Source organism: Thermomonas carbonis (assembly GCF_014396975.1).
GTDB lineage: Bacteria > Pseudomonadota > Gammaproteobacteria > Xanthomonadales > Xanthomonadaceae > Thermomonas > Thermomonas carbonis.
The window spans coordinates 1,625,440-1,643,666 of sequence record NZ_CP060719.1 but is presented as its reverse complement, the minus strand read 5'-3'; the positions used below and the strand labels follow the sequence as shown (position 1 = coordinate 1,643,666).

The following is an 18,227-nucleotide window of genomic DNA, read 5'->3' as shown; positions in this document are numbered from 1 at the left end:
CCGGCTTTCGTCACGCCTGCATCGCGCCGTGCACAGACGCATGCATGTGCACGAAGCTCTCCACGGCATCGATTTCGAGCTGCAGCGCGGTGAAGCGCTGGGCATCATCGGCCTGAACGGCAGCGGCAAGAGCACCCTGTTGCAGATCATCGCCGGCGTGCTGCCGCCAACCTCCGGCCGGGTGGAAACGCATGGCCGCGTAGCCGCATTGCTGGAACTGGGCTCCGGCTTCAACCCGGAACTGACCGGGCGCGAGAACATCTACATCAACGGCGCGATCCTGGGCCTGACGACTGCGCGCATCGACGCCCTGCTCGCCGACATCATCGCGTTCGCCGACATCGGCGACTACATCGACCAGCCGGTCAAGACCTACAGCTCCGGCATGGCGCTGCGCCTTGCGTTCTCGGTGCAGGTCCACATCGACCCGGACATCCTGATCGTCGACGAAGCACTGGCGGTCGGCGACGCTGCCTTCCAGGCCAAGGCGATGTCACGCATCCAGCAGATCCTGGCGCGCGGTACCACCCTGCTGTTCGTCGGCCACGACCTCAACGCGCTGCGCGCGTTCTGTCAACGGGCGATCCTGCTGGAATCCGGGCGCATGGCGATGCTCGGCAGTCCCGAGGAAGTCATCGAGGAATATCTGTTCCGCGTGCATGCCAAAGCCTTGCGCGAAGGCCAGCCGAAGCCGATCCGGATCGCCGAGGGGTTTCGCAGCGAGGACGGCGGGATCGTGGCCATGCACTTGCAGGATGGGGCGCGCCACCTCGCCCTTGCCTACGACGACCCGCTGGATGTCACTGTCGACCTGCAAATGGAACCGACCCTCACCGATGCCGCCTGCGTCATCGACATCCTGGACGAACGCGGGGTCCCGCTCAGCGGACGCAGAGTGCGCTTGCCAGACCGAACCCCGGGCGAGGAGCGCGTGCAGCTGAAGATCGCGTTCCGGGTACAGCTGGCACATGGCATCTACCGAATCCGCGCGCGACTGGTACAAGCCCCCACGCTGCACCAGCATCATCGGCGCGTCCTGTGCCGCTACGAATCCGATCTGTCGTTCGAAGTCGTCGACAACTCGATCGAGCGCTTCAGCGGGCTTTTTCCCCTGCCCGCCGAAATCACCCTGCATACCGGCCCCGTGGATGGCACCGACATCGCCTGAACCGCGGATCGCGTTCGTGGTCGGGGGGGTGCAGAAGTGCGGGACCTCGGCACTTGCCCAGTACCTGCGCGCCAGCCCGGGCCTGCGCCTGCCGGTCGACAAGGAAGCGCACGTGTTCGATGCGCCGGACTTCGACGAGACCTGGTCGGCAGGCGAAATCGACGCCCGCCATGTCGACCAGTTCGCGGACACGCAGCACGGAGCATGTTGGGGCGACGCCACGCCGTTCTACCTGTTCCAGCCGCGCTGCGTGGCGCGGATCGCCCGCTACAACCCGGCGATGCGCTGGATCGTATTGCTGCGCGATCCGCTGGAACGCGCCCGCTCGCACCACCATATGGAACGCCAGCGCGGCCACGAGCACTTGCCACTCTGGCTGGCGGTGTTGCTGGAACGATGGCGCCTGCACGGCTACGCGGATAATTTCGCGCGCGGCTCGCCTTTGCGTCGTCACAGCTATCGCGCGCGCGGCGACTACGCCCGCCAGCTCGATGTGCTCTATGCGCACTTCCCGCGCGAGCAAGTGCTGGTGTTGCGCAGTCAACGCCTGCGCAGCGACCCCGAAACCTGCGTGCGCGATGCCTGCGCATTCCTCGGCGCGGCACCACCGCCGTCTGGCAACGCATATGCGCCGGTCTTCGTGGGCGACTATCCGCCGGCAGCGCCCGATGCGCTCGACTCCCGGCTCCTGCGCTGGCTGATGCGGCGGGAACTGCGGGCGATGCGCGAGCGCTACGGCATCGTCTTCGACTGAGACGAACTCAGGCCAGCGCGTATTCCAGATCGCGCTGGAGGTCCGCCAGATCCTCGATGCCCACGCTCAGGCGCACCAGGTCATCGCTGATCCCCAGTTCGGCGCGACGCGCGGGCGGGATCGAGGCATGGGTCATCACCGCCGGATGGTTGGCCAGCGATTCCACGCCACCCAGCGATTCGGCCAGCGTGAACAGTTCGAGGCGTTCGCAGAAGCGCTTCGCGCCCTCGAAGCCGCCGGCGATGCGCACCGAGACGATGCCGCCGAACCCGTCCATCTGCCGCTTCGCGAGTTCGTGATGCGGATGCGAGTCAAGCCCGGGATAGATCGCGTCGACCACGCCGGCATGGCCCTGCAGCCACTCCGCCAGCGCCTGTGCATTGGCGCAATGCGCGCGCATGCGCAGGTGCAGCGTCTTCAGGCCGCGCAGGGCGAGGAAGCTGTCGAACGGCCCCTGCACCGCGCCCACCGAATTCTGCAGGAAGGCCAGCTGCTCGCCGAGCTCGGCGTTATCGCCGACGACCAGGATGCCGCCGACCATGTCGGAGTGGCCGTTGAGGTATTTGGTGGCCGAATGCATGACGATGTCGGCGCCCTGCTCCAGCGGGCGCTGCAACATCGGCGAGGCGAAGGTATTGTCGACCGCCACCAGCAAGCCATGTTTTTTCGCGATGGCCGAGATCGCGGCGATGTCGACGATCTTCAGCAGCGGGTTGGTCGGGGTCTCGATCCACACCAGCTTCGTCTTCGGGGTGATCGCGGCCTCGAACGCGGCCGGGTCGGTCAGGTCGACGAAGGAGAACGACAGTCCGGCGCTGCGCGTGCGCACGCGCTCGAACAGGCGGTAGCTGCCGCCGTAGAGGTCGTCCATCGCGATGACGTGGTCGCCGCTATCCAGCAGCTCCAGCAGGGTCGAGGTGGCCGCAAGCCCGGAGGCGAACGCGAAGCCGCGGCTGCCGCCCTCCAGCGAGGCCACGCCGCGCTCCCAGGCGAAGCGGGTCGGGTTGTGGGTGCGCGAGTACTCGAAGCCTTGGTGCACGCCGGGACTGGACTGCGCGTAGGTGCTGGTCGCGTAGATCGGCTGCATCACCGCGCCGGTGGTCGGGTCGGGCGATTGCCCGCCGTGGATGGCGAGGGTGCCGAGGCCGTGGTCGTTGTGCTCGCTCATGGTGTGGTTCGTCCGTTACTGCACGCGGCGACGCAGGAAATTCAACAGGTCGATGCGGGTGATCAGGCCGATGAAGCGCTCACCGTCCATCACGATCGCCACGTGGCCGCGGTCGAACACCGGCAGCAGTGCCTCGATCGGTGCCGCCACGTTCACCTTGTCGAGCTTGCTGACCATCGCGGTGGCGACCGGGTCGCGGAAGCGCGCCTCGTCGCCGTACACGTGCAGCAGCACGTCGGACTCGTCGACGATGCCGACGATGCGGTCGCCTTCCATCACCGGCAACTGGCTGACGTCGTACAGCTTCATCCGCTGCCAGGCAGTGATCAACAGGTCGCCCGGCCCCACCACCACCGTATCGCGCGCGGCGAACGGGCGCAGGATCAGGTCGCGCAGGTCGCCGTGCTGCTCGCGCTCCAGGAAGCCGTTGTCGAGCATCCAGAAGTCGTTGTACATCTTCGACAGGTACTTGTTGCCGGTGTCGCAGACGAACGCCAGCACGTTTTTCGGCGTGGCCTGCGCCCGGCAATACTTCAGCGCGGCGGCCAGCAACGTGCCGGTGGACGAGCCGCCCAGGATGCCTTCCTTCTCCAGCAATTCGCGCGCGGTCAGGAAGCTTTCCTTGTCGCTGATCGCATGCGCTTCCTTGACGCGGCTGAAGTCGGCGATCGCCGGCAGGAAATCCTCGCCGATGCCTTCCACCATCCAGCTCGCGGATTTCTCGCTGAGCGTGCCGCGGTTGATGTATTCCTCCAGGATCGAACCCACCGGATCGGCCAGCACCAGCTCGGTGTGTGGGGAATGCGTCGCGAAGCAACGCGACAGCCCGGTCATGGTGCCGCTGCTGCCGCAGCCGAACACGATCGCATCCAGCCCGCCCACGTCGGCCATCTGCGCCAGGATTTCCGGACCGGTGCCGAATTCGTGCGCCGCCGGATTGTCCGGGTTGCCGAACTGGTTGATGAAATAGGCGCCCGGCGTTTCCCGCGCGATGCGCTCGGCCATGTCCTGGTAGTAATCCGGATGGCCCTTGGCCACGTCGCTGCGGGTCAGCACGACCTGCGCGCCCATCGCCTTGAGGTTGAAGATCTTCTCCCGGCTCATCTTGTCGGGCACGACGAGGATCAGCTGGTAGCCCTTCTGCTGTGCCACCAGCGCCAGGCCGATGCCGGTATTGCCGGCGGTGCCCTCGACCAGGGTGTCGCCGGGCTTGATGTCGCCGCGCGCCTCCGCGGCCTCGATCATCGACAGGCCGATGCGATCCTTGATCGAGCCACCGGGATTCTGGCTTTCCAGCTTGAGATACAACGTGCACAGGCCGACATCGAGGCGGCGGGCACGGATGATCGGGGTATCGCCGACCAGTTCGAGGATGGAATCGTGGGTGGCCATGCAGTGGTCAGCCTGTTGCGGCAAGCCGGTGATTCTAGCAGCCGCCCCTTTTCACCGACCCGGCTTTGCGACCTGCAAAAACGCGTGCGCGGCACACGGACGATGGCGACCGACGAGGTGGCCGCGCATCGCCCGTGCAGGCGCTTGCCGCTAGTGGGTGTCGTACATCCGCAACAGCCGGTCCTTGGCCGCGAGCTTCTCGCGCTTCATCTGGCCCAGGGTCATGTCATTGATAGGCAATACGCCGAGTTCGGCGTCCAGCACCTGCTTGTCCAGCTCCTGGTGCCGGTAATACAGCTGCCGGAACTCGGGGCTGGACTTCATCTTCGCTTCGAGTTCCGTCTGTGGTTGTCCTTCGAACATGGAAACCTCCTTGGGTCTCATGCGGAGCCCGGCCGGACAGGCCGGGACGGCGCGGTTGTGGCAGATCCGAGACCTGCCTGGGGGTGCGGCCCGACTTGCAGCGAGCCACGGGAAAACGGATGCGCGATTCGGATCCCGCAAATGCGAACGCCCCGGCTGCAATCAGCACGGGGCGTCGATGGGGAGTACGACAACAGGCGACCGGCACGTCCGATTTCCTCGATCGTGCCGCCGCGATGCTGGCTTGCGGCGGCGATCTGCCGATTGTCGAACGGGTCATGCATCGACCGGTCTCCTGCCTGTTGGTTCGCGGATTCGAGCCATCCGGGAAATCGACACTACGCCTGCACAACCGCCCCTGCAAGACCCTGCGACGAACGGACCGAGCTGCCTTTCGATTGCGTCGAAATTGCGTTAAACAATTGTTTTTTCAGGGATTATCAGCAATCACGATCTCTACCCGTCGGTTCTTGGCGCGACCACCTGCGGTGGTGTTGTCGGCAACTGGCTGGCCCTCGCCCACGCCCTGCGCCTCGACCCGGCTGCGCGCAAGACCAGCCGCAACCAGGGTCGCCCGCACCTCTTGTGCACGGCGCTCGGACAGCGCCTGGTTGGCGGCCTCGTCGCCCTGGCTATCGGTGTGGCCCAGCACCTGCACCGCGCCACCGGGTACCGCCGCCAAGTAAGTGCCCAGTGCCTTGATGCTGGCGGCGGCTCCTGCAGTCAGTTGCGCCTGGCCTGACGCGAAGGCATCACCGGCGAGGGTGAACACCTCGCCGCGTGCGTCGCGGCGCGAGGCCGGCAATTTCGCCCCGGCAACCAATTCCGCCTCCTGGCGGGCCAGCGCGGCTTCCTTCTCGCGCGCCGCGGCGACCTTCGCGCCCTGGTCGATCTGCGCACTGTCGAGCACCGCTTCGGCCTGCTCGGCCTGGGCCCGCAGGCGCGCGGCTTCCTCGGCCTGGACCTGGGCTTCGATGCGCAGGCGCTCGGCTTCGGCACGCGCGCGTTCGGCATCGCGGCGGCTGGCCTCGACCAGCAATTCGCTGCGCTCGCGTTCGAGGCGGTCGATCTCGCGGCGGGTGGCCTCGATGCGCGCGGCCTGTTCGGCAATGCCGACGCGGCGATCAGCCAATGCGAGTGCCGCCGGCTGCTTGCTGCGGCTGGCGGCTTCCACGGCAGCCAGCGCCTGGCGCGCCTGCAGGCGTTCGTATTGCGCGAACGGGTTGAGCCGCGGATCGGCATCCAGCGCCTGCAAGCGCTGCGCCGGCGGTACACCGGTCATGGCTTCGCCGAACGGATCCATCGGCGGAGGCGCGCCCTCGATCTGCAGGCGCGCACGCAAACCGGCGATGCCGTCCTGCTGCTGGCGGAATTCGGCGCGGGTGGTCTCCGCGGTGCTGCGCACGCGTGCAAGGTCGGCATCGGACGCCGCCACCAATGCCGCGTCACGGGCCTCGGCATCGCGCCCGCGCGCCATCGCCGCCTGCGCGCGTGACAAGCCGTCGCGGGCACGCGCCAGATCGTCTGCCGCGTATTGTTCGGCATCGGCCGCCTCTGCGCGGACCACGGACTGCTGCGCGGCATCCAGTTCGGCAGTGGGTGGCGGCAACGTGGCGCAACCGGCAAGCAGGAGCGCCAGTCCGGCAAGGGGGGCCTGCAGCGCCCGGCGGAAGTGTGCGAAGCTAGTTTGCATAGGGAGTCGTGGCGTCCTGTACGTCCACGGCATTGTGGGAAGCCGCCGCCGGCAGTGCAAATCGCCGGGGCCGCGCCAAGGGGCAGACAGCATGGATATCGGCTATTTCCTGAAGCTGATGGCGGAAAAGAACGCCTCGGACATGTTCCTCACGTCCGGGGCACCGGTGAACATCAAGGTCGAGGGCGACCTGTTGCCTTTGGGCAGCGCGCCGCTGCCGACCGGGATGTCGAAGAAGGTCGCCTACTCGCTGATGACCGAGGCGCAGATCGCCGAGTTCGAGCGCGAGCTGGAACTGAACATGGCGATCGCGGTGGCTGGCTCCGGCCGCTTCCGCGTCAACGTGTTCATGCAGCGCGGCGAAGTCGGCATGGTGATCCGCGCGATCCGCAGCGACATCCCCAGCATCGAGGAACTGCAGCTGCCGCAGGTGCTGAAGGACATCATCATGGCCCAGCGCGGGCTGGTCCTGATCGTCGGCTCCACCGGCTCCGGCAAGTCGACCACGCTGGCGTCGATGATCGACCATCGCAATACCACCAGTACCGGGCACATCCTCACCATCGAGGATCCGATCGAATACCTGCACCGGCACAAGAAGTCGATCGTCAACCAGCGCGAAGTCGGGCTGGACACGCATACCTTCCAGGCTGCGCTGAAGAACGCGATGCGCGAAGCGCCGGACGTGATCCTGATCGGCGAAATCCGCGACGCGGCGACCATGGAAGCGGCGATCGCCTTCGCCGAGACCGGCCACATCTGCCTGGCCACCCTGCACTCCAACAACGCCGACCAGACCATCGAGCGCATCCTCAACTTCTTCCCGAGGGCGCGCACAAGAACGTGCTGATGAACCTGGCGCTCAACCTCAAGGCGGTGGTCAGCCAGCGCCTGGTGATCGGGGTCGATGGCCGCCGCATGCCGGCGACCGAAGTCCTGATCAACACCCCGATGATCCGCGACCTGCTCCGCCGCGGACAGGTGCACGAGATCAAGATGGCGATGGAGGAGTCCCTGCAGGAAGGCATGCAGAGCTTCGACCAGTGCCTGTTCCGGCTGTACAAGGAAGGCCGGATCGAGATGGAAGAAGCGCTGAAGGCCGCCGACTCGCGCGATGGCCTGGCCCTCAAGTTCCGCCTGTCCGAGGGTGGCGGTGCCGAGCACGATCCTTACGCCGACGTGTTCGGCAGCGGATCGCACTGACGCCTAACCAAAACGGGGACGGAGGTAGTTAAGCGCGCTTAACTACCTCCGTCCCCGTTTTGACGTTCATGACGGCGCAGGTGCGTCCGGCTGGCGTTCCGGGCGCGCGGCGTCGAAGGCCGGCAATGCGAGGCAGGCGGCCTCGATCCGCTCGATGGTCGGATACGCAGCCATGTCCACGCCGAAGCGCCGGGCGTTGTAGACCTGCGGCACCAGGCAGCAGTCGGCCAAGCCAGGAACATCGCCTTCACAGAAAATCCCGGTCGAGGGATGGTCGGCCAGCATCGTTTCGGCCGCGCGGAAACCCTCGACGATCCAGTGCCGGACCCACTCATCGCGCTCCGGCTGCGGCACGTTCCATTCGTGCTCGAAGTACTGCAGTACACGCAGATTGTTGAGCGGGTGCACGTCGCAGGCGACCAGCTGCGCCAGCGCGCGGGCACGGTGGCGCGCGCGCGCATTGGCGGGTAACAACGGCGGCTCCGGCCAGAATTCGTCCAGGTATTCCAGGATCGCCAGCGACTGCCCGAGCCGGCGCTGGCCGTGGCACAGCGTCGGCACCAGTTCCTGCGGATTGAAGGCGCGATAGGCCTCGGAATGCTGTTCGCCGCCGTCACGCAGCAGGTGCACCGGCACGATGCTGTGCGCCAGCCCCTTGAGGTTCAGCCCGATGCGGACGCGATAAGCCGCGCTGGATCGCCAGTACGAATAAAGCTGCAGCGTTTCGGTCATCGGGTCTCACCCAACGGGTAACACTGCACATTAGCGATCCGGCCGTGGCCGTGGAAGGCCGTTCACGACCCCACCGAGACCGTCGGTACCGCCCATCCGTCAGGGAATCGCCTGCCGCTCGATCCGCTGCTCGATCGCGCCGAACAGGCTGTTGCCACCGGCATCCAGCACCTCGATGCGGACTAGGTCGCCGAACGACATGAACGGCGTGGACGGCTTGCCGTCGCGCAGGGTTTCCACCGTGCGCTGCTCGGCGAAGCAGGACGCGCCGAGCGAGGTGTCTTCGTTCGCCACCGTGCCGGAACCAACGATCGTGCCCGCGGACAACGGCCGCGTCTTGGCCGCGTGCGCGACCAGTTGTGCGAAGTCGAACTGCATGTCCACGCCAGCTTCCGGCGCGCCGAACCATTTGCCGTTGATATGGGTCAGCAGCGGCAAGTGCAGCTTGTTGCCCTTCCAATGTGCGCCGAGTTCATCCGGAGTCACGAACACCGGGCTCAGCGCGCTGCGCGGCTTCGATTGCAGGAAGCCGAAGCCCTTGGCCAGTTCGCCGGGGATCAGGTTGCGCAGCGAGACATCGTTGATCAGGCCGACCAGCTGGATGTGCGATGCGGCCTGCTCCGGGGTGACCGCCATCGGCACGTCGTCGGTGACGATGACGATCTCCGCCTCGAGATCGATGCCGTAGTCCTCGCTGACCACCTTGACCGGATCGCGCGGGCCATGGAACCCCGCGCTGACGCCCTGGTACATCAGCGGATCGACGTAGAAGCTCTCTGGCACCTCGGCACCGCGCGCCTTGCGGACGCGGGCGACGTGCGGCAGGTAGGCACTGCCGTCGACGAATTCATAGGCGCGCGGGAGCGGTGCGGCGAGCGCTTGCATGTCGAGGTCGAACACGCCGTCGGCATCGCCGGCATCCAGCGACTCGGACAGCGCGTTGAGGCGCGGTGCGACGTTGTCCCAATCCTCCAGCGCGCGCTGCAGGGTCGGCGCGATGCCGGTGGCCCGCACCGCCCTGGACAGGTCGCGAGAGACCACGACCAGGGTGCCGTCGCGGCCGCCTTCCTTGAGTGAGCCCAGTTTCATCGCGACCTCGGAGTTTGCTTTTGTGGTGATAGTTGCAATTGTAACGGTGTCGGCAAAGCGGCGCGCGGTGCGGTGTTCACGCCGGGGCGTGCCACGCGCGACACGCCGTGAATCCGTCCATGGAGGCTCATCGGCGACATCCATGTCGCCGAAGGTCGCGCGTCGTCCCACCCCACCACGAACACCACACCTTCAAGTTTCTTCATCGCCCTGGAATCCCGCCGCGCGATAGGTCAACACCAGCGTGTCGCGATAGCCGAAGTCGTCCTGCGGCTGGATCGGGGTGGATTCGTGGATCACCCGCGCATCGTCCAGCAGCAGCAGCGACCACGGCTCCGTGAGGGTGAAGCGCTGGCCGTCCGGACCGTTCGCCTCGAAAACTCGCGTCTCGCCGCCCTTCACGCCGCTGCGGGCCACCAGCAACACCGCCACGAAATCCACGCCATCGCGGTGTGCGCCTTCCGGCGTCGGCCGGCCCAGGCCGTCGGCGGTGTCGATGCGGAACTGGTGCGCTTCGATCGACCAGCGCGGCACCGGCATGCGGCGTGAAAAGACTTGCGCCAGTCCGCCCAGCAACTTCGACCACCCGGGTTGCGCGACCACGGTCGGCTCGATGGGCTCGAACCAGCGCTGCATCCCGCCATGCAAGGCGTTGTAGTCCACGGATTGCCAGTGCATGCGATGCGGCACCTGCCTGACGGTGCCATCTTCGGCGACGAAGCAGGAGTGCCGGCGCTTGCGATAGCGGCCGCCATCCTTGAGGTATTCGTCGGGGAGCAAGTCGTTCCAGCTCGACGAGAGCGCATCCAGATCCGCCTGCGCGACCCCGGCCAGTGCAGCCACGCTCTCAGGCGCGAGGACCGCGAATCCGCGATCACGCAGTGCGGCATCGAGCCCCCCGAGCGAGGCATGCGGGGCGGGAAAACTGGCGACCATGCGCGGCTCCGGAGGCAGGCGCGCATTGTCGCACCGCGGCCAGCGAACACACATTCCGCAATGGCATCGCGCAAACGCAAAACCCGCCTTGCGGCGGGTTTCGACGGTGTTGCATTGGAAGATGGCAGCCCCGGAAGGATTCGAACCTCCGAATGCCTGAGTCAGAGTCAGGTGCCTTACCGCTTGGCGACGGGGCTATGGAACTGATTGTAACGCCGAACCGGATTCCCGAATAAACCACGCGCCGGAGCGCGTGTTCATTCGTCTTCTGGCTAAGACGCGGCGGCGAAGACAGTACTGAAGTACGGCAAGCCCGTCGCGCCGACGCCAGAAGGCGAAGGAATCAGCGCTTCGAGAACTGCGTGGCGCGGCGGGCTTTGTGCAGGCCGACCTTCTTGCGCTCGACTTCACGCGCATCGCGGGTCATGAAACCGGCCTTGCGCAGCTCGATCTTCAGGGTTTCGTCGTACTCGACCAGCGCGCGGGCGATGCCGAGGCGGATCGCACCGGCCTGGCCGGTGATGCCGCCGCCGGTGGTGGTGGCGACGATGTCGAAGGTTTCGACGTGCTTGGTCAGCTCCAGCGGCTGGCGCACGATCATGCGCGCGGTCTCACGGCCGAAGAACTCGTCCAGCGGACGCTCGTTGACGGTGATGGTGCCGGTGCCCTTGCGCAGGAACACGCGGGCGATGGAGGACTTGCGGCGGCCGGTGCCGTAATTCTGGGAAATCGCCATGATCAGAGGTCCAGCGTTTGCGGCTGCTGCGCAGCGTGCGGGTGTTCGGAGCCCTTGTAGACCTTGAGCTTGCGGTACATCGCGCGGCCCAGGGTGTTCTTCGGCAGCATGCCCTTGACCGCGATCTCGATCACGCGCTCCGGGTGGCGCTCCAGCGCCTGTGCCAGGGATTCGGTCTTCAGGTTGCCGACGTAACCGGTGAACCGGTGATACATCTTGTCCTGCAGCTTCTTGCCGGTCACCGCGATCTTCTCGGCGTTGATCACGACGAGGTAATCCCCGGTGTCGACGTGCGGGGTGAAAACGGGCTTGTGCTTGCCGCGCAGGCGGTAGGCCAGTGCTGCGGCCAGACGACCCAGGGTCTTGCCCTCGGCGTCCACGACGTACCAGTCACGCTGGACGGTCTCGTTCTTGGCAATGAAAGTCTTCATGGGAACTCTTCTACGGGGTGCATGGTCGGGCTGGTTGCGCAGCGGGTTGCGGCTGCGGAAGGTCGCCTCGCGTTGTTCTTTCGATCCAACCCAGATCGGGTTTTTGGTGCGAAAGGAGCGGGATGATAGCCCGCGGCGCTGGCCCGTGCAACCTGCCACCCCGTCCGCCTAGAATGCAGGCATGTCGACCTCGCGCACCCTGAGTCCGCTCGACCGCCTGCTGGATTCGGCGCAGAACGCGCTGTCCACCGTGGCCGGCAGCCCGCGCGCCGAGCGTGCCAACCCCGGCGAATCCACGCCCGACGTGGTCCTGGACGACACCGAGCGCCGCCACGCCGCCGGCCTGATGCGCATCAACCACGTCGGCGAGGTGTGTGCGCAGGCGCTCTACATCGGCCAGGCCGCGGTCGCCCGCGACCCCGCCACCCGCACTCACCTGCTGGAAGCGGCGCAGGAGGAAACCGACCACCTGGCCTGGTGCGCGGACCGCCTGCGCGAACTCGACAGCCGGCCCAGCCTGCTCAACCCGGTCTGGTACGCCGGCAGCTACGCGATCGGCGTGCTGGCCGGCCTGCGCGGCGACGGCTGGAACCTGGGCTTCGTGGTCGAGACCGAACACCAGGTCGAGGCGCACCTGGAAGAACACCTGCACACCCTGCCCGAAGCCGACCTGCGCAGCCGGGCGATCCTGCGGGTGATGAAAGACGACGAGGCCCGCCATGCCGAACACGCCGAGCATGCCGGCGCGAAGGTATTGCCGCAGCCGGTTCCGACGCTGATGGCGGCGGCATCGACGCTGATGAAGGCCGTCGCCTACCGACTCTGAGTGGCCTCAGCCCGGCGTGGCCACGCCGTCCTGCATGCGCAGCCGCGGCCGCAGCGACACGCTGCGATCGGCATCCATCAGTTGCAGCTCGCCGTCCTGGATCATCGCGGTGAGCCGCATGCTGCGACCGAGCAACTCGGCGGCCGCCGCGACCTCGGCATCGTCCAGTTCGATCACCGTCAGGTTGCGAAGACGGCCCAGCGCCGCCGCATTGCGCTTCCACCAGGCCTCGGCTGCCTGGCCGCCGTAGCCGACCACGACCACCTGGGTCGCGCGGCCACTGGCCTTGCGCAGGCGGCTTTCGTCCGGCTGCCCGAGTTCGATCCATTGCTCGATCGCGCCGGTGTAATCGCGCCGCCACAGCGCCGGCTCGTCCTCGTCGCTCAGCCCGCGGCCGAACTCCAGGCGCTCGTCGGCATGCAGCGCGAAGGCGATCAACCGCACCAACAGGCGGGTCTCGGTTTCCGATGGGTGTTGGGCCAGCGTGAGCGCGTGGCTGGCGTAGTAGTGGCGGTCGAGGTCGGTGACCTGCAACTCGGCCTTGTGGATGGTGGCCTTGGGAGCCATGGCGCGTCCCTGGCCGCGGGGCCGGATCGAGGGTGCGCCATTCTACGGGCAGCCGCCCTGCACACGCCGCGGACGTATGCTGCGCGCCTGTGCATGCCGCGCAACCGCAGGACGCGATGATGACCGCCCACGAATACGACCCCGACGACAACTTCGACCAGGCGTTCCATGCGCAGGCCGGCGTCGATGACGAAGATGCGCTGGAGGCCGTGGCCTGGCAGTTCCTGTTGCTGGTCAACCCGGATGACGAAGATGCTGCGCTGGAGCAGTTCGCTGCCTTCCAGCGCGCACTGGACGAGGCCGGCGAGCGCGCCGATCCCGCCCTGCTGCTGCGCGACGCGATCGACTGGAAATCCGGCTTCCACGTGGGCGAGGACGATGCGCAGGGGTTGATGGAGGCGCTGGACGAACTGGCCGCGCGCTGGCGCCTGCGGATCGAGTGGCAACTCGACGACGACGCGCGCGAAACACCCGACACATCCGTCTTGCTGCATGCCGCCTTCGTGCAGCTACGCGAACGCCACTTCTGCCTGTGGACGGTCGAAACCGGCGAACCCACTCTGGCCGGCTGGATCACCCGCGAGCGCGACATGGAGGCGATGCAACTGGTCGCGAGCGCACTGGGCCTGCCGGCGCGGCCGGGCTCGGGCTGAGTTCCACGCATGAAAAAGCCGGCTTGCGCCGGCTTTTCTTCAATCGCGACGGAACCGGTCAGTCGATCAGATTGCGGCCGTGGTAGAGCTCTTCGATCTCGCGCTTCAGGCGCGCCTCGATCTTCATGCGCTCCTTGAACGACAGGTTCTTCGCTTTCTCCTCGAACAGGTAGGTGTCGAGGTCGAATTCCTTCATGTGCATCTTCGTGTGGAAGATGTTTTCCTGGTAGACGTTGACGTCGAGCATCTCGTAGCGCGCGCCGACATTCTTGGCCAGGTAGTCCTGGATCGAGTTGATCTTGTGGTCGATGTAGTGCTTGCGGCCCTTCACGTCGCGGGTGAAGCCGCGCACGCGGTAGTCCATCACCACGATGTCGGACTCCAGCGACTCGATCAGGTAGTTCAGGGCCTTCAGCGGCGAGATCACTCCGCAGGTCGACACGTCGATGTCGGCGCGGAACGTCGCGATGCCGTTGTCCGGATGGGTTTCCGGATAGGTGTGCACGGTGATATGCGACTTGTCCAAGTGGGCGACCACCGCATCGGAAATCACGCCCTTGGCATCGGCCTTGTCGACCACCGGCTGTTCGGAGATCAGGATCGTCACCGATGCACCCTGCGGCTCGTAGTCCTGGCGCGCGATATTGAGGATGTTGGCACCGATGATCTCCGCCACATCCGTGAGGATCTGGGTGAGGCGATCGGCGTTGTATTCCTCGTCGATGTACTCGATGTAGCGCTGGCGCTCGTCTTCCGACGCCGCGTAGCACACGTCGTAGATGTTGAAGCTCAGCGACTTGGTGAGGTTGTTGAAGCCTTGCAGCTTCAAGCGCGGCAGCGGTTTGACCACGTCAGGCAGTTCCGGGAGGCACGGACAGGCCCGCGATTATGCGGCAAACCGTCGCCCGGCGCGCGCAGAAGTTTGCCCGCCATCACGGTTCCGCCTAAGCTTCGGTATCCCCCGACGAGGTGCAGATGAGCGCGATCTTCAACAAGCCCGTCATGCCGCGCGCGATCAATCCGCTGCTGGCGGACGCCGCGACGATCGAGCGCTTCATCGCGCAGTGCCACCGCCGCAAGTACCCGGCGCGGAGCGACGTGTTCCGGCCCGGCGACGCCGCGGGCACGCTTTACTACATCATGTCCGGCTCGATCAGCATCATCGCCAGCGAGGATGACGGCCGCGAACTGGTGCTGGGCTACATCGGCCCGGGCGAATTCGTGGGCGAGATGGGCCTGTTCGTGGACGCCGACCAGCGCGCGGTGGCACTGCGCACGCGCACCGCCTGCGAACTGGCCGAGATCGGTTACGAGCGCCTGCAGCAGTTGCTCACCGCCCAGGCCAACGACGCCTCCCGCCTGCTGTATTCGATGGGTGCGCAGATCAGCCAGCGCCTGCTCGACACCAGCCGCAAGGCCGGCCGCCTGGCCTTCCTCGATGTCAGCGACCGCATCTACCGCACCCTGTTCGACCTGTCCCGCGAGCCCGACGCGCTGAGCCATCCGCAGGGCAGCCAGTTGCGCGTGTCCCGCCAGGAGCTGGCGCGGCTGGTCGGCTGCTCGCGCGAAATGGCCGGCCGCGTGCTCAAGAAACTGGAGGCCGACGGCAAGCTGCATGCGCGCGGCAAGACCGTGGTCATCTACGGCACCCGCGACTGACCTGCGCATGAGCCAGGCGTTCTCCACCGGGCATTCCCCACTCGGCACCGACCTGCGAAGCGCGATGATCGCCGACGCCGACGACGTGGCCCGCCTGCTCACCGAACTGGGTTATCCCTGCGAGATCGACGAGGCCGCCGAGCGGATCGACGCGATCGCCGCCAACGATCGCCAGGCGCTGGTGCTGGCCCGCCGCGACGGCGCGGTGTGCGGGCTGGTCGCGCTGGACTACATGTACTACCTGCCGCTGGGCACCATCACCTGCCGGGTCACCGCGCTGGTGGTCACCCCGACCTCGCAGGGCCTGGGCATCGGCCGCCAGTTGCTGAAGGAAGCCGAACGCCGCGCCCGCACCGGCGGTGCCGCTCGCATCGAACTCACCAGCGGCTCGCAGCGCACCGAGGCGCATGCGTTCTACCGGGCCTGCGGCTACAAGGACAGTTCCGTGCGTTTCGTGAAACAACTGGGAGCTTGACCATGCAGGACGCAGCCCGGCCGCAGGCATTCGCCTGCCCCAAGTGCGATGCGCAGATGCGCATCCAGCGCCATCCGGAAAACGATGCCTATCGCTGCGAGGGTTGCCACGGCCTGTGGCTGCCGCTGATGGCCAGCGAGCAGCTGGAAGAGCGCGCCGAGCAGATCGACACCGCGCGTTATGCCGGCACGTCCGCGCCGGAACCGCGCACCCTGGCCTGCCCGCAATGCGCGCATGTGCCGCTGATCCGCATGGTCGATGCCGGGTATCCCGACATCCATTTCGAGAGCTGCAAGACCTGCTACGGCCGCTATTACGACGCCGGCGAATTCCGCGAAGTCAGCGAGGACCCGTCGTTCCTCGAACGGCTGTTCGGGCCCGGCTGATCCCGGCGCGCTGTGCCTGCCGTCGCCGTCCGTGGCGCGACATCAACGAATGACCGATCTCCAGCCCGGCCATCCGTGGAGGGACGCTCAGGGTCGCAGCGAACGCCGTGATGGCGCTCGCTAGCCCGCGACCCGTTGCCCCGCGCGGTCGGCGCAGCCCCAGTTGAGGATCGGCGTGCCCGCGGGCAGCACCTTGCGGAACATCGCCACGCTGCCGGCTTTCGGATTCACCACCACCGGGCGCACCGCGGCCTGCAGCAAGGGCAGGTCGGCGCTGCTGTCGGTGTAGGCGATGGCCACCGGCTGGATGAAACCGGCATCGCGCAGCATGGTCATCTTCATCGCGTGGTGGCAGTGGCGGATCGCCGCGACCGCGCCGAATTTCGGCCCGACCAAGGTGCCCACTACCGGCACGTCGTGGTGGGCCACGAAAGTCAGGATGGCGCGCGCGAGTTCCGGCGGGGCGCCTGTGGCCACGACCACCCGATCGCCGGCGGCACGATGCGCGCGGAACACCTCCAGCGCGATCGGCAACAGGCGCGACTGGATCGCATCGACATGGCCGGCCACGTACGCATCGATCAGCGCGTCGAGATCACGCCTGCGATGCAGCCCGATCGTGCCGATCCAGACGAACACCGAGATGCCGGCACGGCGCGTCGGCAGGAACGCGACCATCGGCCCGGCGAACGGTGCGGCCAGGATCGCCAACAACTGCCGCCACCACGCGCGCTGGATCAGCCACTTGAAAAGATGGCTGCCGGAGTCGCCGTCGTACAGGGTGTGGTCGAAGTCGAACACCACCAGCGGCGCATCGTCGCGCGGCGGAGGGAATGCCGATGCGGCTTCGTGCACGCTCACGCGGCGAACAGGTCGCTGAGCGCGCGGCCCGGATCCGGCTGGCGCATGAAGGCCTCGCCGACCAGGAAGGCATGCACGCCGGCATCGCGCATCAACTGCACGTCGGCCGGGGCGACGATGCCGCTCTCGGTCACAAGCACGCGATCGTTCGGTACCATCGCCTTCAGGTCCAGCGTGGCCTGCAGCGACACCTCGAACGTGCGCAGGTTGCGGTTGTTGATGCCGAGCAGGCGCGCAGGGATCGGCAGCGAACGCTCGAGTTCGTCGAGGTCGTGCACCTCGACCAGCACGTCCATGCCGAGCTCGTCGGCGATGAAGGCGAATTCGGACAGCTGCCGGTCGTCCAGCGCCGCGGCGATCAGCAGCACGCAGTCGGCGCCGAGCACGCGCGCCTCTTGCAACTGGTACGCATCGACGATGAAGTCCTTGCGCAACACCGGCAGCGAACATGCCGCACGCGCCTGCCGCAGGTAGGCATCGCTGCCCTGGAAGAAATCGATGTCGGTCAGCACCGACAGGCAGGCCGCGCCGCCGGCCTCGTAGCTGCGCGCGATCTCGGCCGGATGGAAATCGGGTCGGATCATGCCCTTGCTCGGGCTGGCCTTCTTGATTTCGGCGATCACCGCCGGCAAGCCCGCGACGATCTTCGCCTCGACCGCATCGGCGAAGCCGCGCACGGGCGGCGAGGATGCAACACGCGCCTTCAACTCGAACAGGGAGACACGCTCGCGGCGTTCAGCCACTTCTTCCTGCTTGCGCGCCAGGATGCGCTTCAGCACATCATGCATTTCCGCACTCCCATTCGTAGGCCCGTTCCACTTTCGCCACCCGCACCGCGAACTGCGCATACCAAGCGTCGCGACCGCGCTGGCGGGCGCTGGCGTGTTCGTCGTGGCCGCGCCAGGCCTTGATCGAGGCTTCGCTGTCGAAATACGCGGTGGTGATGCCGAAGCCTTCGTTGTCGCGCGCGGATTCAACGCCCAGGAAACCGGGCTGCACGCGCGCCAACTCATCCATGCGTGTCGCGGCCTCGGCATAGCCATCGGCGGCATCGCCACGGCGTAGCGAACTGAAGATCACCGCGTAATACGGCGGCTTGGGCAGGCGGGCGAATCGGTCGTCGTGCATGGCAGGG

21 protein-coding genes, 1 tRNA gene and 1 pseudogene are annotated in these 18,227 nt (G+C 66.7%); 8 read left to right on the top strand and 15 right to left on the bottom strand.

Annotation, left to right across the window (positions count from 1 at the left end):
* Window positions 1-28: 28 nt before the first annotated feature.
* Window positions 29-1,168, top strand: a complete 1,140-nt coding sequence (locus tag H9L16_RS07530; protein ID WP_187553897.1) for an ABC transporter ATP-binding protein — start codon at window positions 29-31, stop codon at window positions 1,166-1,168.
* Window positions 1,149-1,922: a sulfotransferase domain-containing protein gene (locus tag H9L16_RS07525; protein ID WP_187553896.1), complete on the top strand. Its 774-nt coding sequence runs from the start codon at window positions 1,149-1,151 to the stop codon at window positions 1,920-1,922. The genes H9L16_RS07530 and H9L16_RS07525 overlap by 20 nt, the downstream gene beginning before the upstream one ends.
* A gap of 7 nt (window positions 1,923-1,929) precedes the next feature.
* Here H9L16_RS07525 and H9L16_RS07520 read toward each other — a convergent pair whose 3' ends face one another.
* From H9L16_RS07520 to H9L16_RS07505, 4 genes are all read right to left on the bottom strand, one after another.
* Window positions 1,930-3,090 carry a cystathionine gamma-synthase gene (locus H9L16_RS07520; protein WP_187553895.1) on the bottom strand — a complete coding sequence of 387 codons (1,161 nt, stop codon included), beginning with the start codon at window positions 3,088-3,090 and terminating at the stop codon, window positions 1,930-1,932.
* 15 nt (window positions 3,091-3,105) lie between these two features.
* A complete protein-coding gene (locus H9L16_RS07515) occupies window positions 3,106-4,482 on the bottom strand; it encodes a pyridoxal-phosphate dependent enzyme (protein ID WP_187553894.1) in 1,377 nt (458 codons plus the stop codon).
* 150 nt (window positions 4,483-4,632) lie between these two features.
* Complete coding sequence (locus H9L16_RS07510) at window positions 4,633-4,845, bottom strand: HP1242/YdcH family protein (RefSeq protein ID WP_187553893.1); 213 nt, start codon at window positions 4,843-4,845, stop codon at window positions 4,633-4,635.
* A gap of 430 nt (window positions 4,846-5,275) precedes the next feature.
* The gene (locus tag H9L16_RS07505) at window positions 5,276-6,538 is read right to left on the bottom strand and encodes an OmpA family protein (protein ID WP_187553892.1); all 1,263 of its coding nucleotides are present in this window, start codon (window positions 6,536-6,538) and stop codon (window positions 5,276-5,278) included.
* Between the two features lie 91 nt (window positions 6,539-6,629).
* On the opposite strand from H9L16_RS07505, the pseudogene H9L16_RS07500 reads away from it, so the two are divergent.
* A pseudogene (locus H9L16_RS07500) lies at window positions 6,630-7,741 on the top strand (PilT/PilU family type 4a pilus ATPase).
* Between the two features lie 66 nt (window positions 7,742-7,807).
* Here H9L16_RS07500 and maiA read toward each other — a convergent pair.
* From maiA to rplM, 6 genes are all read right to left on the bottom strand, one after another.
* Window positions 7,808-8,473 (bottom strand): maleylacetoacetate isomerase, encoded by a 666-nt coding sequence (gene maiA / locus H9L16_RS07495; RefSeq protein ID WP_187553891.1) that lies wholly within the window; start codon window positions 8,471-8,473, stop codon window positions 7,808-7,810.
* A 99-nt stretch (window positions 8,474-8,572) separates the two neighbouring features.
* Complete coding sequence (locus H9L16_RS07490; RefSeq protein ID WP_187553890.1) at window positions 8,573-9,562, bottom strand: fumarylacetoacetate hydrolase family protein; 990 nt, start codon at window positions 9,560-9,562, stop codon at window positions 8,573-8,575.
* A 192-nt stretch (window positions 9,563-9,754) separates the two neighbouring features.
* On the bottom strand, window positions 9,755-10,498 hold the full coding sequence (locus H9L16_RS07485) for a 2OG-Fe dioxygenase family protein (protein WP_187553889.1): 744 nt from the start codon (window positions 10,496-10,498) through the stop codon (window positions 9,755-9,757).
* A gap of 122 nt (window positions 10,499-10,620) precedes the next feature.
* A tRNA-Gln gene (locus tag H9L16_RS07480) sits at window positions 10,621-10,695 on the bottom strand.
* Between the two features lie 146 nt (window positions 10,696-10,841).
* The gene (gene rpsI / locus H9L16_RS07475; protein ID WP_187553888.1) at window positions 10,842-11,234 is read right to left on the bottom strand and encodes a 30S ribosomal protein S9; all 393 of its coding nucleotides are present in this window, start codon (window positions 11,232-11,234) and stop codon (window positions 10,842-10,844) included.
* A 2-nt stretch (window positions 11,235-11,236) separates the two neighbouring features.
* Window positions 11,237-11,665, bottom strand: a complete 429-nt coding sequence (rplM, locus tag H9L16_RS07470) for a 50S ribosomal protein L13 (RefSeq protein ID WP_187553887.1) — start codon at window positions 11,663-11,665, stop codon at window positions 11,237-11,239.
* Between the two features lie 181 nt (window positions 11,666-11,846).
* On the opposite strand from rplM, the gene coq7 reads away from it, so the two are divergent.
* Window positions 11,847-12,491: a 2-polyprenyl-3-methyl-6-methoxy-1,4-benzoquinone monooxygenase gene (coq7, locus tag H9L16_RS07465; protein WP_187553886.1), complete on the top strand. Its 645-nt coding sequence runs from the start codon at window positions 11,847-11,849 to the stop codon at window positions 12,489-12,491.
* Between the two features lie 6 nt (window positions 12,492-12,497).
* Here the strand turns inward: coq7 and H9L16_RS07460 are convergent, their stop codons facing one another.
* A complete protein-coding gene (locus H9L16_RS07460) occupies window positions 12,498-13,058 on the bottom strand; it encodes a YaeQ family protein (protein ID WP_187553885.1) in 561 nt (186 codons plus the stop codon).
* A 119-nt stretch (window positions 13,059-13,177) separates the two neighbouring features.
* Here H9L16_RS07460 and H9L16_RS07455 point away from each other — a divergent pair, with 119 nt between their 5' ends.
* Window positions 13,178-13,711, top strand: a complete 534-nt coding sequence (locus tag H9L16_RS07455; protein ID WP_187553884.1) for a DUF6630 family protein — start codon at window positions 13,178-13,180, stop codon at window positions 13,709-13,711.
* Window positions 13,712-13,769: 58 nt separating this feature from the next.
* On the opposite strand, the gene speD is transcribed toward H9L16_RS07455, so the two are convergent.
* Window positions 13,770-14,561, bottom strand: a complete 792-nt coding sequence (gene speD / locus H9L16_RS07450) for an adenosylmethionine decarboxylase (protein ID WP_187553883.1) — start codon at window positions 14,559-14,561, stop codon at window positions 13,770-13,772.
* Between the two features lie 125 nt (window positions 14,562-14,686).
* Here speD and crp point away from each other — a divergent pair, with 125 nt between their 5' ends.
* The 3 genes from crp to H9L16_RS07435 are packed head-to-tail and all read left to right on the top strand — an operon-like array spanning window position 14,687 to window position 16,231.
* Window positions 14,687-15,370, top strand: a complete 684-nt coding sequence (gene crp, locus H9L16_RS07445) for a cAMP-activated global transcriptional regulator CRP (protein ID WP_229796627.1) — start codon at window positions 14,687-14,689, stop codon at window positions 15,368-15,370.
* A gap of 7 nt (window positions 15,371-15,377) precedes the next feature.
* Complete coding sequence (locus H9L16_RS07440; protein ID WP_229796628.1) at window positions 15,378-15,845, top strand: GNAT family N-acetyltransferase; 468 nt, start codon at window positions 15,378-15,380, stop codon at window positions 15,843-15,845.
* Between the two features lie 2 nt (window positions 15,846-15,847).
* Window positions 15,848-16,231 (top strand): zf-TFIIB domain-containing protein, encoded by a 384-nt coding sequence (locus tag H9L16_RS07435; RefSeq protein WP_187553882.1) that lies wholly within the window; start codon window positions 15,848-15,850, stop codon window positions 16,229-16,231.
* Window positions 16,232-16,351: 120 nt separating this feature from the next.
* On the opposite strand, the gene H9L16_RS07430 is transcribed toward H9L16_RS07435, so the two are convergent.
* Genes H9L16_RS07430 through H9L16_RS07420 form a run of 3 tightly spaced genes read right to left on the bottom strand, consistent with a single transcriptional unit; the run spans window position 16,352 to window position 18,220 of the window.
* A complete protein-coding gene (locus H9L16_RS07430; RefSeq protein ID WP_187554099.1) occupies window positions 16,352-17,086 on the bottom strand; it encodes a haloacid dehalogenase-like hydrolase in 735 nt (244 codons plus the stop codon).
* 2 nt (window positions 17,087-17,088) lie between these two features.
* Window positions 17,089-17,880, bottom strand: a complete 792-nt coding sequence (trpC, locus tag H9L16_RS07425; RefSeq protein WP_187553881.1) for an indole-3-glycerol phosphate synthase TrpC — start codon at window positions 17,878-17,880, stop codon at window positions 17,089-17,091.
* Window positions 17,873-18,220 carry an antibiotic biosynthesis monooxygenase family protein gene (locus H9L16_RS07420; protein WP_187553880.1) on the bottom strand — a complete coding sequence of 116 codons (348 nt, stop codon included), beginning with the start codon at window positions 18,218-18,220 and terminating at the stop codon, window positions 17,873-17,875. Before H9L16_RS07420 ends, trpC begins: the two co-directional genes overlap by 8 nt.
* Between the last annotated feature and the right edge of the window lie 7 nt (window positions 18,221-18,227).

What these genes read in the sequence shown, in the direction of transcription:
- H9L16_RS07525 (WP_187553896.1), top strand. Translation starts at nt 1,149, where the DNA reads ATGGCACCGACATCGCCTGAACCGCGGATCGCGTTCGTGGTCGGGGGG.
- H9L16_RS07520 (WP_187553895.1), bottom strand. Translation starts at nt 3,090, where the DNA reads ATGAGCGAGCACAACGACCACGGCCTCGGCACCCTCGCCATCCACGGC.
- H9L16_RS07515 (WP_187553894.1), bottom strand. Translation starts at nt 4,482, where the DNA reads ATGGCCACCCACGATTCCATCCTCGAACTGGTCGGCGATACCCCGATC.
- H9L16_RS07510 (WP_187553893.1), bottom strand. Translation starts at nt 4,845, where the DNA reads ATGTTCGAAGGACAACCACAGACGGAACTCGAAGCGAAGATGAAGTCC.
- H9L16_RS07505 (WP_187553892.1), bottom strand. Translation starts at nt 6,538, where the DNA reads ATGCAAACTAGCTTCGCACACTTCCGCCGGGCGCTGCAGGCCCCCCTT.
- maiA (WP_187553891.1), bottom strand. Translation starts at nt 8,473, where the DNA reads ATGACCGAAACGCTGCAGCTTTATTCGTACTGGCGATCCAGCGCGGCT.
- H9L16_RS07490 (WP_187553890.1), bottom strand. Translation starts at nt 9,562, where the DNA reads ATGAAACTGGGCTCACTCAAGGAAGGCGGCCGCGACGGCACCCTGGTC.
- H9L16_RS07485 (WP_187553889.1), bottom strand. Translation starts at nt 10,498, where the DNA reads ATGGTCGCCAGTTTTCCCGCCCCGCATGCCTCGCTCGGGGGGCTCGAT.
- rpsI (WP_187553888.1), bottom strand. Translation starts at nt 11,234, where the DNA reads ATGGCGATTTCCCAGAATTACGGCACCGGCCGCCGCAAGTCCTCCATC.
- rplM (WP_187553887.1), bottom strand. Translation starts at nt 11,665, where the DNA reads ATGAAGACTTTCATTGCCAAGAACGAGACCGTCCAGCGTGACTGGTAC.
- coq7 (WP_187553886.1), top strand. Translation starts at nt 11,847, where the DNA reads ATGTCGACCTCGCGCACCCTGAGTCCGCTCGACCGCCTGCTGGATTCG.
- H9L16_RS07460 (WP_187553885.1), bottom strand. Translation starts at nt 13,058, where the DNA reads ATGGCTCCCAAGGCCACCATCCACAAGGCCGAGTTGCAGGTCACCGAC.
- H9L16_RS07455 (WP_187553884.1), top strand. Translation starts at nt 13,178, where the DNA reads ATGACCGCCCACGAATACGACCCCGACGACAACTTCGACCAGGCGTTC.
- crp (WP_229796627.1), top strand. Translation starts at nt 14,687, where the DNA reads ATGAGCGCGATCTTCAACAAGCCCGTCATGCCGCGCGCGATCAATCCG.
- H9L16_RS07440 (WP_229796628.1), top strand. Translation starts at nt 15,378, where the DNA reads ATGAGCCAGGCGTTCTCCACCGGGCATTCCCCACTCGGCACCGACCTG.
- H9L16_RS07435 (WP_187553882.1), top strand. Translation starts at nt 15,848, where the DNA reads ATGCAGGACGCAGCCCGGCCGCAGGCATTCGCCTGCCCCAAGTGCGAT.
- trpC (WP_187553881.1), bottom strand. Translation starts at nt 17,880, where the DNA reads ATGCATGATGTGCTGAAGCGCATCCTGGCGCGCAAGCAGGAAGAAGTG.
- H9L16_RS07420 (WP_187553880.1), bottom strand. Translation starts at nt 18,220, where the DNA reads ATGCACGACGACCGATTCGCCCGCCTGCCCAAGCCGCCGTATTACGCG.